At 46.6% G+C, this 14,744-nt stretch carries 12 protein-coding genes; 11 read left to right on the top strand and 1 reads right to left on the bottom strand.

From position 1 onward, the window contains the following. Nucleotides 1-244 precede the first annotated feature (244 nt). The 5 genes from hppD (at nucleotide 245) to AB8S08_RS06805 (ending at nucleotide 6,749) form a co-directional block, all read left to right on the top strand. On the top strand, nucleotides 245-1,321 hold the full coding sequence (gene hppD, locus AB8S08_RS06825; protein ID WP_110075151.1) for a 4-hydroxyphenylpyruvate dioxygenase: 1,077 nt from the start codon (nucleotides 245-247) through the stop codon (nucleotides 1,319-1,321). Next, nucleotides 1,314-2,462 carry a homogentisate 1,2-dioxygenase gene (locus AB8S08_RS06820; RefSeq protein WP_369742287.1) on the top strand — a complete coding sequence of 383 codons (1,149 nt, stop codon included), beginning with the start codon at nucleotides 1,314-1,316 and terminating at the stop codon, nucleotides 2,460-2,462. The genes hppD and AB8S08_RS06820 overlap by 8 nt, the downstream gene beginning before the upstream one ends. 3 nt (nucleotides 2,463-2,465) lie before the next feature. Continuing rightward, complete coding sequence (locus tag AB8S08_RS06815; RefSeq protein WP_110075149.1) at nucleotides 2,466-3,491, top strand: fumarylacetoacetate hydrolase family protein; 1,026 nt, start codon at nucleotides 2,466-2,468, stop codon at nucleotides 3,489-3,491. A gap of 14 nt (nucleotides 3,492-3,505) precedes the next feature. Beyond that, the gene (maiA, locus tag AB8S08_RS06810; protein WP_313932268.1) at nucleotides 3,506-4,147 is read left to right on the top strand and encodes a maleylacetoacetate isomerase; all 642 of its coding nucleotides are present in this window, start codon (nucleotides 3,506-3,508) and stop codon (nucleotides 4,145-4,147) included. A gap of 124 nt (nucleotides 4,148-4,271) precedes the next feature. Next, nucleotides 4,272-6,749, top strand: a complete 2,478-nt coding sequence (locus tag AB8S08_RS06805; RefSeq protein WP_369742286.1) for a prolyl oligopeptidase family serine peptidase — start codon at nucleotides 4,272-4,274, stop codon at nucleotides 6,747-6,749. A gap of 144 nt (nucleotides 6,750-6,893) precedes the next feature. Here AB8S08_RS06805 and rne read toward each other — a convergent pair whose 3' ends face one another. Further along, nucleotides 6,894-10,091 (bottom strand): ribonuclease E, encoded by a 3,198-nt coding sequence (gene rne / locus AB8S08_RS06800; RefSeq protein ID WP_369742285.1) that lies wholly within the window; start codon nucleotides 10,089-10,091, stop codon nucleotides 6,894-6,896. A 575-nt stretch (nucleotides 10,092-10,666) separates the two neighbouring features. On the opposite strand from rne, the gene rluC reads away from it, so the two are divergent. Genes rluC through plsX form a run of 6 tightly spaced genes read left to right on the top strand, consistent with a single transcriptional unit; the run spans nucleotide 10,667 to nucleotide 14,741 of the window. Then, on the top strand, nucleotides 10,667-11,656 hold the full coding sequence (gene rluC, locus AB8S08_RS06795; protein ID WP_110075145.1) for a 23S rRNA pseudouridine(955/2504/2580) synthase RluC: 990 nt from the start codon (nucleotides 10,667-10,669) through the stop codon (nucleotides 11,654-11,656). Further along, a complete protein-coding gene (locus AB8S08_RS06790; RefSeq protein WP_153825681.1) occupies nucleotides 11,653-12,294 on the top strand; it encodes an HAD family hydrolase in 642 nt (213 codons plus the stop codon). The genes rluC and AB8S08_RS06790 overlap by 4 nt, the downstream gene beginning before the upstream one ends. 47 nt (nucleotides 12,295-12,341) lie before the next feature. Beyond that, nucleotides 12,342-12,929 carry a nucleoside triphosphate pyrophosphatase gene (locus AB8S08_RS06785; RefSeq protein ID WP_153825680.1) on the top strand — a complete coding sequence of 196 codons (588 nt, stop codon included), beginning with the start codon at nucleotides 12,342-12,344 and terminating at the stop codon, nucleotides 12,927-12,929. Nucleotides 12,930-12,982: 53 nt separating this feature from the next. Beyond that, entirely contained in the window at nucleotides 12,983-13,507 is a 525-nt protein-coding gene (yceD, locus tag AB8S08_RS06780) for a 23S rRNA accumulation protein YceD (RefSeq protein WP_313932272.1), read from the top strand. Nucleotides 13,508-13,525: 18 nt separating this feature from the next. Then, a complete protein-coding gene (gene rpmF / locus AB8S08_RS06775) occupies nucleotides 13,526-13,696 on the top strand; it encodes a 50S ribosomal protein L32 (protein WP_026862145.1) in 171 nt (56 codons plus the stop codon). A gap of 19 nt (nucleotides 13,697-13,715) precedes the next feature. Continuing rightward, on the top strand, nucleotides 13,716-14,741 hold the full coding sequence (plsX, locus tag AB8S08_RS06770) for a phosphate acyltransferase PlsX (protein WP_110075141.1): 1,026 nt from the start codon (nucleotides 13,716-13,718) through the stop codon (nucleotides 14,739-14,741). The last annotated feature ends 3 nt before the right edge of the window (nucleotides 14,742-14,744 follow it).

Raw genomic sequence — 14,744 nt, 5'->3', positions numbered from 1 at the left:
TCTTTACTTGGGATATCGGGTTTTGTATCAGAATGCTGACAGCAAGCCCGATAAAACTATCTATTCTTTGATCTGTATCAATAACTTTACAAAACTATTGGGTTGCTGCGTTGCAGCTAATATCACCTCGCTGCTAGCGTAAGTAGCTATTGTTGCGCATAGTAAAGACCTAATAAAAGCACGCTATGGCATAGTTAGTGATGCTTTATCTTCGAAACTCTAGAACAACAATCAAGGAACTAGCATGAGCGATATTCATTATAATCCACTGCAAACTGACGGCTTCGAATTCGTGGAGTACACAGCCCCTGATGCTGAAGGCATTGCTGCTTTAAAAGACCTGTTTGGCAAGTTGGGTTTTACTGAAGTTGCTAAACACAAACGCAAGCAAGTATGGTTGTTTAAGCAAAACGACATCAACTTTTTAATCAACGCCGAGCCAGGCGGTCAAGCGGAAGAGTTTGCCAAAGCGCACGGCCCGAGTGTGTGCGGCATGGCATGGCGAGTTAAAGACGCAGAACATGCAGTTGCCCATGCGGTAGCCAATGGTGCGAAGCCATTCCAACGTAATCTAGCAGCCGGAGAAGAAGACTTCCCAGCAGTTTATGGCATTGGTGCTAGTGTCTTATATTTTGTTGATAAATATGGCGAAAACAGCATCTATGCTACAGATTTTGATTTCTATGATAACTGGCAAGCGCAAATGCAAGAGCACGCTGCTGGACTTTATGAGGTTGACCACCTAACTCACAACGTGTTCCGCGGCAATATGGATACTTGGGCTGGTTTCTATGAGCGGATCGGTAACTTCCGTGAAATCCGTTATTTCGATATCGAAGGCAAGCTAACGGGTCTATTGAGCCGTGCGATGACAGCACCGTGCGGTAAAATTCGGATTCCAATCAACGAATCACATGATGATAAATCACAAATCGAAGAATACTTGCGCGAGTACAAAGGCGAAGGTATTCAGCATATTGCGTTAACCTCAGATAATATCTACAAGACAGTACGTGATCTGCGTGCCATTGGTATGGACTTTATGCCAACGCCAGATACTTACTATGCGAAAATTGATGAGCGCGTAGAAGGTCACGAAGAAAATGTTGATGAGTTGCACGAGCTGCAAATCCTCATTGATGGCGCGCCAATGAAAGACGGTATCTTACTGCAGATTTTCACTCAAACAGTGATTGGCCCGGTATTCTTTGAAATTATCCAACGTAAAGGTAACGAAGGCTTTGGTGAAGGTAACTTCAAAGCTCTGTTTGAATCTATCGAAGAAGATCAAATTCGTCGCGGGGTATTAAGCGATGCGTAAATGGATCAGCTTTCCGAAACAAGTAGGTACGGCTTCTAAGCAAGCTCATGCAGACTTTCCGGAGCAAGCGATCTATGAACGCGAAGTAGGGCGCAGTGGGTTCTTTGGACCCGCTACGCACTTTCATCATCGCCATGCGCCAACCGGTTGGAGTGAGTGGACCGGCGATCTGCGCCCACGCAACTTTGATTTTAATCAATTAACCCAAGTAGCCACTGAATCGCCGTGGCAGGTGCCCTTATTGTTACATAATGCGCAATGCAAATTCCGTATTTGGCACTGTTCGCAGAAGATGTCATTTTTAGTGCGTAACGCAGATGGTGATGAACTTTTGTTTATCCATGAAGGGCGCGGTGAATTATTTTGTGATTACGGCCATATCACTTTAGAAAAAGGTGATTACTTCTCGATTCCACGATCAACCTCATGGCGGTTAGAGCCCTTAGAACCCATGCAAATAGTGATGATTGAGGCGACTAACAGTTCCTATCAATTGCCTGAGAAAGGTTTGGTGGGTAATCACGCTATTTTTGATCCTGCTTGCTTGGATACGCCTGATATTGATGAGCAATTTAAAGCGCAATACAGCGAAGATAGTTGGCAAGTGCAAGTCAAAAGACACGAGCAAATCTCAGTCATTACCTATCCATTTAATCCGTTAGATGCAATTGGTTGGCATGGTGATTTGGCTCCAGTCAGAATTAACTGGCGTGATATTCGACCTTTAATGAGTCATCGCTATCACTTACCGCCATCAGCACATACCACTTTTGTCGCCGATGGTTTTGTGGTCTGTACTTTTGTGCCTCGGCCGATTGAATCCGATCCAGGCGCATTAAAAGTGCCGTTTTATCATAACAATGATGATTACGACGAAGTGCTCTTTTATCATGAAGGAGACTTCTTTAGTCGCGACAACATTGATAAAGGCATGGTGACTTTTCACCCCGCCGGGTTTACCCACGGTCCTCATCCAAAAGCGTTTCAGGCCGGCTTAGAATATCGTAAGAAATTTACTGATGAAGTAGCCGTGATGCTAGATACCCGCAACGCATTACAGATGGGCGACGTGTGCGCAAGTGTGGAAAACCCAGATTACGTATATAGCTGGAAAGCTAAAGACGAGCAAAAGGCAACTTAGACGATGAAATTTGCAACTTATAGAAATGGTACGCGCGATGGCCAATTGATGTTGGTTAGCCGCGACTTAAGCAAAGCCGTAGCAGTACCCGCGCTGGCTGCAACCTTACAAGAAGTATTGGACGACTGGGATGGCATTGCACCGCAATTAGAGAAGGTTTATCAAGCATTAAACGCTGGTGAGCTGAGTGATGCGCAAGCCTTTGATGAACATCTATGTGAATCGCCATTGCCACGTGCTTACCAATGGGCTGATGGTAGTGCCTATGTGAATCATGTGGAATTAGTACGTAAGGCTAGAAATGCGGAAATGCCACCAAGCTTTTGGACTGATCCTTTAATGTATCAAGGGGGCTCTGATGACTTCTTGGGCCCTAAAGACGAGATCAGCATGGCTGATACTGCTTGGGGAATAGATTTTGAAGGTGAAGTTGCAGTTATCACCGACGATGTCCCTATGGGGGTTAGTGCAAGCGAAGCAGGCGAATACATTCGCTTGTTAATGCTGGTGAATGATGTCTCGTTGCGTGGCTTGATTCCGAATGAACTAGGCAAAGGTTTTGGCTTTTTTCAATCGAAGCCATCATCAGCTTTTTCGCCAGTTGCCGTAACTCCCGATGAATTGGGCGCAAATTGGCGTGATAATAAGGTGCATTTGCCATTGTTGAGCTACTATAACAACAAGCCATTTGGTAAACCGAATGCGGGTGTCGACATGACCTTTGATTTCGCTCAGTTAGTTGCCCATGCAGCGAAAACTCGTCATCTCGGAGCTGGTGCTATTATCGGATCTGGTACTGTGTCTAATAAGCAGGGTACTGATCACGGTAGCGCAATCGATGAAGGTGGTGTGGGCTACAGCTGTATCGCTGAAGTACGCATGATAGAAACCATTCGCGATGGCCAGCCTAGTACCGGGTTTATGCAATTTGGTGACACCATCAAAATTGAAATGATTGATGCAGATGGGCACAGCATTTTTGGTAGTATCGACCAAGTTGTAGTGCAATACGACCCAGCTGCAGAATAACAGCGGAGTTAAGCATGGAACTCTACGGCTACTGGCGCTCAAGCGCCAGTTACCGGGCGCGGATTGCGCTCAACTACAAGCAAATTGACTATCATTATATTCCAGTGCATTTAATTAAAGAGGGTGGTCAGCAACACAAACAAGCTTACCGCCAGCTTAATCCTAATGGCTTGGTGCCTACCTTAGTCGATGGCAAGGTGATTTTGCATCAGTCGTTGGCGATCATGGAATATCTTGAAGATACTCATCCACAGCCTTCATTGTTGCCAGGTAATGCGCAGCAGCGGGGTGCTATTCGAGCACTAGCGCTGGATATTGCAAGTGAGTTGCAGCCGCTCATTAATCTGCGTGTTCAGCAGTATTTGAGCCAGCAATTAGAGGTTTCAGATAATGCTAAGCAAGCTTGGTTACAGCACTGGTTTAAACAAAGTTTTCAGGCGTTTGAACGGAACCTAGAAGAGGTAGCCGGTGTTTATTGTGTGGGCGACCAGTTCTCTATGGCTGATGTGTGTTTGGTACCGCAGGTGTATAGCGCCCAGCGGTTTGGCATAGCGTTAGATGATTATCCCATCATGATGGGAATTTATCAGCGTTTGCTTGAGTTACCGTTTGTTGCAGCGGCACACCCAAGTAAACAACCAGACGCCGAAGTTTAACTGATACTGTAACAGTTTTATCGCATCTTATTTATGCCCAGCTCGTATCTTGCTGGGCATTTTGCTTTAATGGGCTGATAACTCAGATTTCATTCTCAATGGCTAGGTTAACAAGGAAACAATAATGAAAACAAAAGTAGCAATTGCTATTGCCGCAGCCTTGCTTTCGGCTGCTTGTGCAACCACAAATCCTCCAACGTCATCAACTGCGACGCAGGTACCCCCAGCGGTGTTAGCTACAGCACCTAATAACCAGGCTCAAGCAGGGCAAGAGCTTACCTTAAAGCAAATTATGGCGGATCAAGATTGGGTGGCGCGGTCACCAGAAAATGCCTATTGGATGCTAGATGGCAGCGGTGTGCTGTATCAGCAAAAACGTGCCGGCTCACAGCTACGCGATTGGTTTCATCAGCCGCTAACTAAAGCTGCTCATCAAGTGCCTCTTGAGCGTCTGCATAACTATGCCTATAACGGTGGCGTTTATAATCAGGATCGTTCCCTGATTGCCTATACGTTTGAAGGTAATATCTTTGTTAAGCATGTAGTTAACGGAGAAACCAACCAGTTAACTCGAGATGAAGCGAGACAAAGCCAATTGCAGTTTTTAACGGACGGTCGGCTAGCTTATCGCCAAGGTAATGATTTTTTTGTGGTGGATGTTAATACCGGCAAAACAGAGCAGATTGCAAGCTTAGTTAGCCAAGATAAACCGCAAGCGAATCAAGCGCCAAAAGATTTCATTGCACGCGAGCAACAGCAACTGATCGAGTTCGTCCAAGTAGAACGTCAGCAGCGCGCTGAACGTTTTGCTCAGCAACAAGAATTACAACAAAAAAATCCCTCGTTAGCGCCTGAATCCTTTTATCTGGGTAAAGGAAAGCAACTGGTAGCAGCGAGTTTGTCGCCAGCCGGTGACAAAATGATTGTAGCTATTAGCGATCCGCAGCAATGGCGGGCTGATGGCGATATTATGCCAAACTATGTGACCGAAGACGGACGTGTGGCAGCAGAGTCGGTGCGCGCACGGGTAGCCGATGCTAAGCCGGTAGAGCATCAGTTGTTGGTGTTAGATTTAACCAGCGGTGAGCAAACCCAGCTAACTTATAATTCGTTGCCCGGTTGGAATGAAGATGTGTTGGCGGCAGTGCGAAAAGAAAACTATGCTGCTGAAGGAAAAACCTACAAATCCAAAGAACAGCCACGGCCGATTACTTTAATGCAAGATTGGGGTTGGCAAGCTGGCGCCGTTCGTTGGACCCATGATGGGCAGCATGCGGCAGTAATGCTAGAAGCTTGGGATAACAAGGACCGTTGGATTGCCAGCATTGATTTTGCAGGTAAAAAACTAGTGAATCAAGAACGCTTGCATGATGAAGCTTGGATTAACTACACCCATAATGAGTTTGGTTTCTTACCCAATAGCGATACCTTGTGGTTCCAGTCTGAAGCTGATGGTTATGCACATCTGTACGTCAAACCCTTAACTGGAAAGATCAAGCAGTTAACTCAGGGTAACTTTGTGACGGAAGACCCAACAGTGAGTCACACGGGTGATTATATTTATTTCAGTGCCAACCAACCGCATCCAGGCAACTACGAAGTTTTTCGGGTGAATACAGCAACCGCAGAACTTGAGCAGTTAACTCGCTTAGGTGGTATCAATAATTATGAATTAAGCCCCCAAGAAGATAAGTTACTAATCAAACACTCATCGGCCCTGCAGCCAGAAGAACTCTATGTACAAGCACTAGACGACTCGGCCCAGCCAAAGCGATTGACGACAACGGTCACTGAGAGCTTTATGGCCTTTGATTGGGTTGCGCCAGAAATTGTGCCGATACCATCGAGTCATGTTGATCATCCTATTTATACCAGGGTGTATTACCCCAAAGATTATGATGCAAATCGTGCTGAAAAATACCCGGCCGTAGTCTTTATTCACGGCGCCGGCTATTTACAAAATGCCCATGCTGGCTGGTCAGGTTATCAACGTGAATTTATGTTCCATACCTTTTTAACTCAACAAGGGTACGTGGTATTGGATTTAGATTATCGTGGTTCTAAAGGATATGGTCGTGATTGGCGTACAGCCATCTATCGGCAGATGGGAACACCTGAAGTTGAAGATTTGGTAGATGTTGTGAATTGGGCGGGCGCCAACGCAAATGTTGATATTGAACGCATGGGTACTTACGGTGGCTCGTACGGTGGCTTCTTAACTTTCATGGCATTGTTTAAAGAGCCAGGGTTATTCAAAGCCGGTTCAGCGTTACGACCTGTCAGTGATTGGGCTCATTACAACACAGGTTATACTTCGAACATTTTGAATTTACCGGATGATGATCCTATTGCGTATCGTCGTAGCTCGCCGCTTTATTTTACTGAAGGGCTTCAAGATGCGTTATTAATCAACTCACCTATGGTAGATGATAATGTCTTCTTTCAGGATAGTGTGCGCGTAGTTCAGCGTTTAATTGAGCATGAAAAAGAAAACTTTGAAACTGCTATTTTTCCGGTCGAGCCTCATGGTTTTCGTCAGCCTTCAAGCTGGTTAGATGAATACCGCCGGATCTTTAAGTTGTTTGAAGACAACTTAAAATGATTGAAGCAGGGCTAACCTAATGGGTTAGCCCGCTAGCTAAATCAAGAAAGCCAATAAAAAAGCCGCAATCGATAATGATTGCGGCTTTTTTTAGGTTTAAACGAATTTGGCTCCTAAAGAGCGTGTTCGCTACAGCCTTGTGACCTACTGTGTTTTACTCATTGGCGCAGTAATCACACTTTTAGCTTCGGCAAAACTCGCAACTCGAGCATCTTTCGTAAAAGCTATACGATGGCTGTTATCGGACGCCTTTAAGGGCTGATAATCACCATTACGAGCTACGGCAGCAGCCTTCGCCATAGCGGCGCTCGTCATCTTGCCTCGCACAGTGGTAGCTACAGGTGCTTTTGGTGCAGCCGGAGCTTCTACTTCAGCTTTAGCCGCTGCTTCTGCTTCAACTTGAGCTGGAGCTTCAACAGTTTTTGCTTCAGTAGGAGCTTCTACTTCAGCTTTGACCGGTACTTCTGTTTCAGCATGAGCTTCTACTTCAGCTTTAGCCGCTGCTTCTACTTCAACAGGAGCTTCTACTTCAGCTTTAACCGGAGCCTCTGTTTCAGCAGGTGCTTCTGCTTCAACAGGAGTTTCTACTTCTGTTTTAACCTGTGCTTCTGTCTCAGCTGGTGCCGATTCTACAGGAGCTTCTGCTTCGGTTTCAGCCACAGTTTCTGCTGGTGCTTCTGCTTTAGCAGGAACTTGTTCTTCGGTTGCAGCCAGTGTTTCTGTCTCAGCAACTGCTGCTTCCGCAGGAGTTTTTACTTCAGCTGTAGCTGCTTCTACAGGAGACTTTTCTTCTCTCGGAGCCGCTGCTTCAACTTGAGCTGTAGCTGCCTGCGCTTCTGCTTCAACAGGAGCTGCTGCAACCGCTGCTTCTGCGGTAGAATCAGTACCGTTATCAGCTTGCTGGGCTTGTTCGGCTTTACGACGTTGGCCCGCAGCGCGTTGATGACGCGGTGACCGACGGCTGCGATTGCGCGGCGCGCGTTCAGTTTCAGTCGCTTCGCTATCGCTAGCATCAGTTGTAGAGGTCGCTGACGTATCCGTTGTTTCAGTTGGGGTTGCAACATGGCCGTCATCAGCTTTTGCTGTGTCGGCTGCAGTCTTAGTACCACCGTCATGAGCTTGGTTATCGCCGCTAGGACTGGTCACGCTCGCTGTTGCAAGTTCAGCGTTTTGCGCTGCAGCAGCTTGAGTCGTGGTCGCTGCACCATCAACATCGCCAGTACTGATACGTACAGAACGCTCTAACTTACGACGTTGACGGCGTTGTTTTGGTGCTGCCGGCTTAGCTTCTGTTGGCGCTTCGTCATGATTAACAGCTTCTGCGGTAACCGCTTTGTTGACGTCAGTATTTGCTTGATCGTTGTTTTTATTGCGATTACGACCACCACGACTGCGACGATTACTACGCTCTTTTTGACCATCACTGGCTTTATCATCATTTGCTTTAGCGGCATCAGCTGGCTTATTGTCTTTGCTTTGCGTGGTTTTTGCCGCAGCATCTTTGCGCTCATCATCGGTGTCGCGTGAACGTGAGCGGTTATTGCGACGACGGTTATTGTTACCGCGATTATTACGACGGTTATTATTAGGACGGCGCTGTTGCTGTTGCTGCTGCTTTTGCTCAGCTTCGTCCGAGTCGCTGCTAAACAAGCTAGCTAACCATTTACCTAATCGTGACAATAAACCTGGGCCCGTAGCTTGTGCTACTTGGGCTGGGCTCGCAGCTGCAACTGTTGGTGCTGGTGCTGCCGGAGCCTGTAAGCCTTTTAAGGCAGGCTCTTCAAAGTTTGGCTTGTCTTTATTCAAGACAACTTCGGTGCTGGTGGTGTCTGGCTTCTCGATTAAGGTAAAGCTATTAGCTTCATCCACTTCATCGTTACGTAAACGCTTCACATCAAAATGGGGCGTTTCTAAATGAGGGTTAGGAATAACGAGCACAGAAACGGTATGGCGTTTTTCGATATCTACGATAGATTGGCGTTTTTCATTCAATAAATAAGTAGCTACCGTAACAGGCACCTGAGCTTGGATCTGAATGGTATTGTCTTTTAGGGCTTCTTCTTCAATCAAACGAAGAATAGATAATGCCAAGGATTCGGCCGAACGAATCGTGCCATGACCACTACAACGCGGACAAACATGGTTCGACGCTTCGCCAAGTGATGGGCGCAAACGTTGCCGTGACATTTCTAATAAACCAAAGCGTGAAATTCGAGTCACTTGGATGCGAGCGCGGTCTTGCTTTAAGCTATCGCGCAAACGATTTTCAACTTCACGTTGATGACGAGCAGGGGTCATATCAATAAAATCAATGACAACCAAACCACCGACATCGCGTAAACGCAGTTGTCGCGCGATTTCTTCAGCCGCTTCTAAGTTTGTTTGAAAAGCCGTTTCTTCAATATCGCCACCTTTAGTAGCGCGAGCAGAGTTGATATCAATCGAGGTAAGTGCTTCAGTTGGATCAATGACGATTGAACCGCCCGATGGCAACCGCACTTCGCGCTGGAAAGCTGATTCTATTTGGCTTTCAATCTGATAATGATTGAATAGCGGCACATCACCTTGATACATTTTAACGCGGCTGACAAAGTCAGGGCGGATTAAAGTGACATGATCACGAACCATATCGAAGACTTTCTGATTATCAATCAGAACTTCACCGATATCACGGCGCAAATAGTCGCGAATCGCACGGAAGACAACATTGCTTTCTTGGTGAATAAGGAACGGAGCAGGGCGTGCATTGGCTGCTTTTTCAATAGCATCCCAATGGTGTAGCAACACATTAAGGTCCCACTCAAGTTCTTCTTGCGACTTGCCAACGCCCGCAGTACGTACAATTAACCCCATGGATTCAGGTAAATTTAGGGCATCCAATGTGGCTTTTAATTCTGACCGTTCTTCACCTTCAATACGGCGCGAAATACCACCAGCACGTGGGTTGTTTGGCATTAACACCAGATAGCTACCGGCTAATGAGATAAATGTCGTTAGAGCTGCGCCTTTTTGACCGCGCTCTTCTTTATCTATCTGCACAATAACTTCTTGGCCTTCTTTAATAACATCTTTGATGTTAGGGCGGCCAGAGAAAGAGTAACCACTAGGAAAGTAAGTTTTGGCAATTTCTTTAAGGGGAAGGAAACCGTGGCGCTCGGCACCATAATCAACAAAGGCGGCTTCTAAACTGGGTTCAATTCGGGTAATTTTACCCTTATAAATATTGGCTTTCTTTTGTTCGTGACCAGGGCTTTCGATATCTAAATCGTACAAGCGTTGGCCATCTACGAGGGCAACACGCAATTCTTCTTGCTGTGTTGCATTGATCAGCATTCTTTTCATTAGTTGTGACTCTTTATAAGGCCACAACCCAGCACGACTGGCCTAAGCCATCGCCATTTCAGGTTTGAATTGTAGTTTGCCAAACTCATAACATATTGAGTTCTGGCTACTCCCGTTGTGTTGTTACATCAACACCAACGTGAGTTTTGCAATTGGTTACCAAGCCGAAATGCGCTTGTTATAAGTCGTACTGCGTTGCAGCACTGGTGTTACTAAAGTGATTCGATTCAGGGGCGGGCGCGCTGGTTTCAGCCTTTCGCTATAAATCAAAAAGGAGGACTAACCTATCTTCCGTGCCGCCAACTTCTCGAAACCCAATTGACCGATTTTCTTTATCGGATGCAATCTGGACTAAATCGTAAGCTGGGGTGGACTCGTTAGTACTAACGCAGCTCCGCTCAAATCACGCGTAAAAATATGTTTGCCTGTTTTACGAGCCATCAGAATTCAGCATGATGACCACGTACCGCGCTCAATCAACCGGTGCGGATTTTTCCGGTATCCGATTGTCGCATAAAAATTGGTGTAAATACAAGATGAACATTGTCAAGGGTTAGTGCTAAAATCCGCATCCTATGACAGAGACAAACCAAACCTCGCAGGTGCGCCTGCAAACAATCGATGCCGACTATGCCGGTCAGCGAATTGATAATTATCTTATTGCGCAGTTAAAAGGGGTACCCAAATCGTTGGTGTACCGAATTTTGCGCAAGGGAGAAGTGCGGGTAAATAAAAAACGAGCCAAGCCAGAATATAAGCTTCAAGCTGGGGATATCGTAAGAATTCCGCCTGTTCGAGTGGCCGAAGCAAACCCGTTACCATCAGTTCATTTAGACCGCGTGCAAGCATTGCAAGAACAGATCTTGTATGAGGACGATATTTTGTTGGTGATTAATAAGCCAGCAGGATTAGCCGTTCATGGTGGCTCGGGGTTGCAGTTTGGCCTGATTGAAAGTTTGCGGGCCTTGCGTCCCCAAGCTAAACAGCTAGAACTCGTACACCGGTTAGATCGTGATACCAGCGGCTGTATACTTATCGCTAAGCGCCGCTCGGCACTGCGCCATTTGCATGAACAATTGCGCAGCAAAACCATGGATAAACAATATTTAGCGCTGGTGCGCGGGCAATGGCAAGAGCATGTTAAGTTTATTGCTGCCCCCTTACAGAAAAATACCCTCAAGTCTGGTGAGCGAGTAGTTCGGGTTGACGCCGAAGGTAAGCCTTCTGAAACTCGATTTCGGGTGATTGAGCGCTTTGGGCAAAAAGCTAAAGCCCAAGTGCAGGCGAGTTGTACCTTGGTTGAGGCGTCACCAATCACTGGCCGTACCCACCAAATTCGGGTGCATGCCCTGCAAGCAGGGCACCCCATCGCCTACGATGATAAATACGGTGATCGTGAATTTGATCAACAACTGCAAGGCTGCGGGTTGAAGCGATTATTTTTGCATGCCCATCAGCTTAGTTTTCAGCATCCACAAACACTTAAAACGATCACAGTGAATGCGCCGTTGGATCATGAGTTGACGCAAACTTTGCGTGCCCTAGGTGGAACCAAATTCATATGAAGTACCCGTTAATCATAGTGGACTGGGACGGTACTGTAATGGACTCCGTTGCTCGTATCGTCGCCTCGATGCAAGCCAGCGCCAGAATTCTCGAATTACCGGTGCCGTCAGTGGCCGCAGTCAAAGATATTATTGGTATTAGTTTACAGCCAGCCATCGAAAAGCTATTTGGCCGTTTTACTACGGAGCAAATGGTGCGTTTTACCGATGTTTATCGGCAACAGTACGTGGTCGATTGCCAAACCCCGTCGCCACTTTTTGCGGGAGCATTAGCCACTTTGCAGCAGTTACGGGAGCAAGGCTATCAACTTGCGGTAGCAACCGGTAAAGCTCGTCAGGGCTTGGAACGGGCTTGGGATGAAACAGCTACGCGGCAATTATTTGATTTTTCGCGCTGTGCTGATGAAGCTAAATCCAAACCCGACCCAACCATGCTGGTTGATATTTTAACTGCCGCCAAACGTCAGCCCCACGAAGCCGTAATGATTGGGGATTCTATTCACGATATGCGCATGGCTGCTGCTGTTAATATGCCTCGTATTGGGGTGGGCTTTGGCGTGCATGATGCCGCTCAGTTACAACCTTATCAACCGCTCGCCATCATTTCGCAGTGGCCGGATTTGTTAGCGCACGTGTAAGGCAGTCAGACTGCAAGATCATCAAGCAAGTTTAAGTGAGACCCGATATGAACCTAGTCTTAGCCTCCACCTCACCTTTTAGAAAAGCACTCTTAGAAAAAATCATTCCTACCTTTACGGTTGCCGCACCAGAGGTGGATGAAACGCCGCTAGCCGGCGAAACAGCACCGGCGTTAGTAGAGCGCTTAGCCCAAGCAAAAGCCAAAGCGTTGGCGTCTCAGTATCCTCAGCATTGGTTGATTGGTTCTGATCAGGTCGCGGTGGTTAATGGTGAGATTGTTGGCAAACCTCACACGGTGGCTAATGCAATAAAACAGCTTCAAGCCGCGCAGGGTAAATCAGTAACTTTTTATACTGGGCTAGCTCTTTATGATAGCCATACCGGCGCTATGCAAAGTTGCGTAGAACCTTTTGTAGTTCACTTTCGCGAGTTGAGCTTAGCTGAAATTGAGGGCTATATTGCGCTGGAGCAGCCATTGCGCTGTGCCGGTAGCTTTAAAAGCGAAGGCTTAGGTATTAGCTTGTTTGAACGCTTAGAAGGGGATGACCCTAATAGTTTGATTGGTTTGCCATTACTGCGCTTGCTGCAGATGTTACGCCAGTGGGGTTATAATCCATTGACCAGTACATTTTAAAAATGCGAAAATCACTTGTGTTCACTAGGCGAATCCTTTAACATTCGCGCCCTATGCAGAAGGTTCGAGTACCGATTACGGTCGATCCGGTTAAAAGTGCCGGCAAACAAGTTTCTTATATCGGATTAGTTCCGGGGAAGAGTCTTGCGCGTTTGCAAGAGCTGTTATTAGAGCCGATGTCTGATGTTGATGTATCATTAAGTTTTGATACGGATGCACAAGGCATCAAACGGTTAACGGGTCATGCTGAAGTTACTGTGTGTGTTGCTTGTGAACGTTGTTCAGATGCAATGCAATGGCCAATTTCATGTGATTTTGTTTATGCTCCGATAACGAAGCGGCAAAAGGCCACCGAGATGCCGGAAGAGTACGAACCGATTGAGCTTGACGAGCTGGGCGAAATTAATCTGCATGCCTTGGTCGAAGATGAATTGATGTTGGCGTTACCCGTGGTCATTAAGCACGAAGAGCGCGAATGTCGGGTAGATAGTAAAGCAATGCAATGGGGCAAGATTGATGATGCTCCAGCAGCAAAAGATAATCCTTTTGCGGTATTGCAGGAATTAAAGCGTAAATAAACTTAGGAGATAGCGTAAATGGCTGTACAACAGAATCGGAAAAGTCGTTCGAAGCGCGACATGCGTCGTTCTCACGATGCACTGAGCGGCCCTACACTGTCGGTTGATTCTACCTCTGGTGAAACGCATCGTCGTCACCATGTAACAGCTGATGGTTTCTACAAAGGCCGTAAAGTAATTAACAAGTAATAGTGACGGAAGTGAGGCTATGGCCACACTGACACTAGCACTTGATGCAATGGGGGGCGATCATGGCCCCTCAGTTGTTATTAGCGCGCTTGCACAGGCGCTAACAACATTTCCTGAGGTTCACTTTATTGTCGTTGGCGATGAAGCAGAACTGACGCCTTTATTGCAACAGCAACAGCTGCTGCAACACCCTCAAATTACTCTCAAGCATGCCAGCCAAACGGTCACTATGACCGACAAGCCGGGCTACTCTCTGCGTGCTAAACCAGATTCATCCATGCGCGTTGCACTCGAATTAGTTGCTAATGAAACAGCGGCAGCCTGTGTGAGTGCCGGAAATACCGGCGCCTTGATGACCAAAGCCTACTTTACCTTAAAGACCTTGCCAGGCATTTTAAGGCCAGCCTTGATGTCGGCAATTCCACAACAGCAGGGTAAATTAGCTTTTATGCTTGATTTAGGTGCCAATCCTGTATGTGATTCAGACACCTTGTTTCAGTTTGGGGTGATGGGTGCCGAAGCCGCGCACCAGGTCTTAAAAATCGAGCGCCCACGGGTAGCTTTACTGAATATGGGTGAAGAAGAAATCAAAGGTAATGACGTGGTAAAAGCAACGGCTGCCTTGTTACAAGCTTCTGAACACATCGACTACATAGGTTTCATTGAAGGCGATGATTTATTTTCTGGCAAAGCAGATGTGATTGTTTGTGATGGTTTTGTCGGTAATATCGCGTTAAAAAGCTGCGAAGGGTTAGCTGATTTATTGCTCGATAATATCAAATCAAACATTAATGCTCACTGGCTAACTCGTTGGTTTGTTAAGCTTTTTTACCAGCGCCTGCAAAAATCATGGGATTGGCTGAAGCCCGACCACTATAATGGTGCAAGTCTGATAGGATTACGTGGCGTTGTGATTAAAAGCCACGGTGATGCCAATGCTCGTGCATTTTTTAGTGCCATTGAGCAAGCTGTGGAAGAAGCACAACGGGATCTACCTGGGCGAATTCGCGACCGAGTAGAGCAAGTTCTGTTAGCACAGGAATAAATG

Source organism: Pseudidiomarina sp. PP-1MA (genome assembly GCF_041200125.1).
GTDB classification, from domain to species: Bacteria; Pseudomonadota; Gammaproteobacteria; order Enterobacterales; family Alteromonadaceae; genus Pseudidiomarina; species Pseudidiomarina fusca.
The sequence above is the reverse complement of the archived record's forward strand: the minus strand, read 5'-3'. Positions and strand labels throughout refer to the sequence as shown.

Bases quoted from the DNA above. Each gene is read 5' to 3' on its own strand.
- hppD (WP_110075151.1), top strand. From the start codon at position 245: ATGAGCGATATTCATTATAATCCACTGCAAACTGACGGCTTCGAATTC.
- AB8S08_RS06820 (WP_369742287.1), top strand. From the start codon at position 1,314: ATGCGTAAATGGATCAGCTTTCCGAAACAAGTAGGTACGGCTTCTAAG.
- AB8S08_RS06815 (WP_110075149.1), top strand. From the start codon at position 2,466: ATGAAATTTGCAACTTATAGAAATGGTACGCGCGATGGCCAATTGATG.
- maiA (WP_313932268.1), top strand. From the start codon at position 3,506: ATGGAACTCTACGGCTACTGGCGCTCAAGCGCCAGTTACCGGGCGCGG.
- AB8S08_RS06805 (WP_369742286.1), top strand. From the start codon at position 4,272: ATGAAAACAAAAGTAGCAATTGCTATTGCCGCAGCCTTGCTTTCGGCT.
- rne (WP_369742285.1), bottom strand. From the start codon at position 10,091: ATGAAAAGAATGCTGATCAATGCAACACAGCAAGAAGAATTGCGTGTT.
- rluC (WP_110075145.1), top strand. From the start codon at position 10,667: ATGACAGAGACAAACCAAACCTCGCAGGTGCGCCTGCAAACAATCGAT.
- AB8S08_RS06790 (WP_153825681.1), top strand. From the start codon at position 11,653: ATGAAGTACCCGTTAATCATAGTGGACTGGGACGGTACTGTAATGGAC.
- AB8S08_RS06785 (WP_153825680.1), top strand. From the start codon at position 12,342: ATGAACCTAGTCTTAGCCTCCACCTCACCTTTTAGAAAAGCACTCTTA.
- yceD (WP_313932272.1), top strand. From the start codon at position 12,983: ATGCAGAAGGTTCGAGTACCGATTACGGTCGATCCGGTTAAAAGTGCC.
- rpmF (WP_026862145.1), top strand. From the start codon at position 13,526: ATGGCTGTACAACAGAATCGGAAAAGTCGTTCGAAGCGCGACATGCGT.
- plsX (WP_110075141.1), top strand. From the start codon at position 13,716: ATGGCCACACTGACACTAGCACTTGATGCAATGGGGGGCGATCATGGC.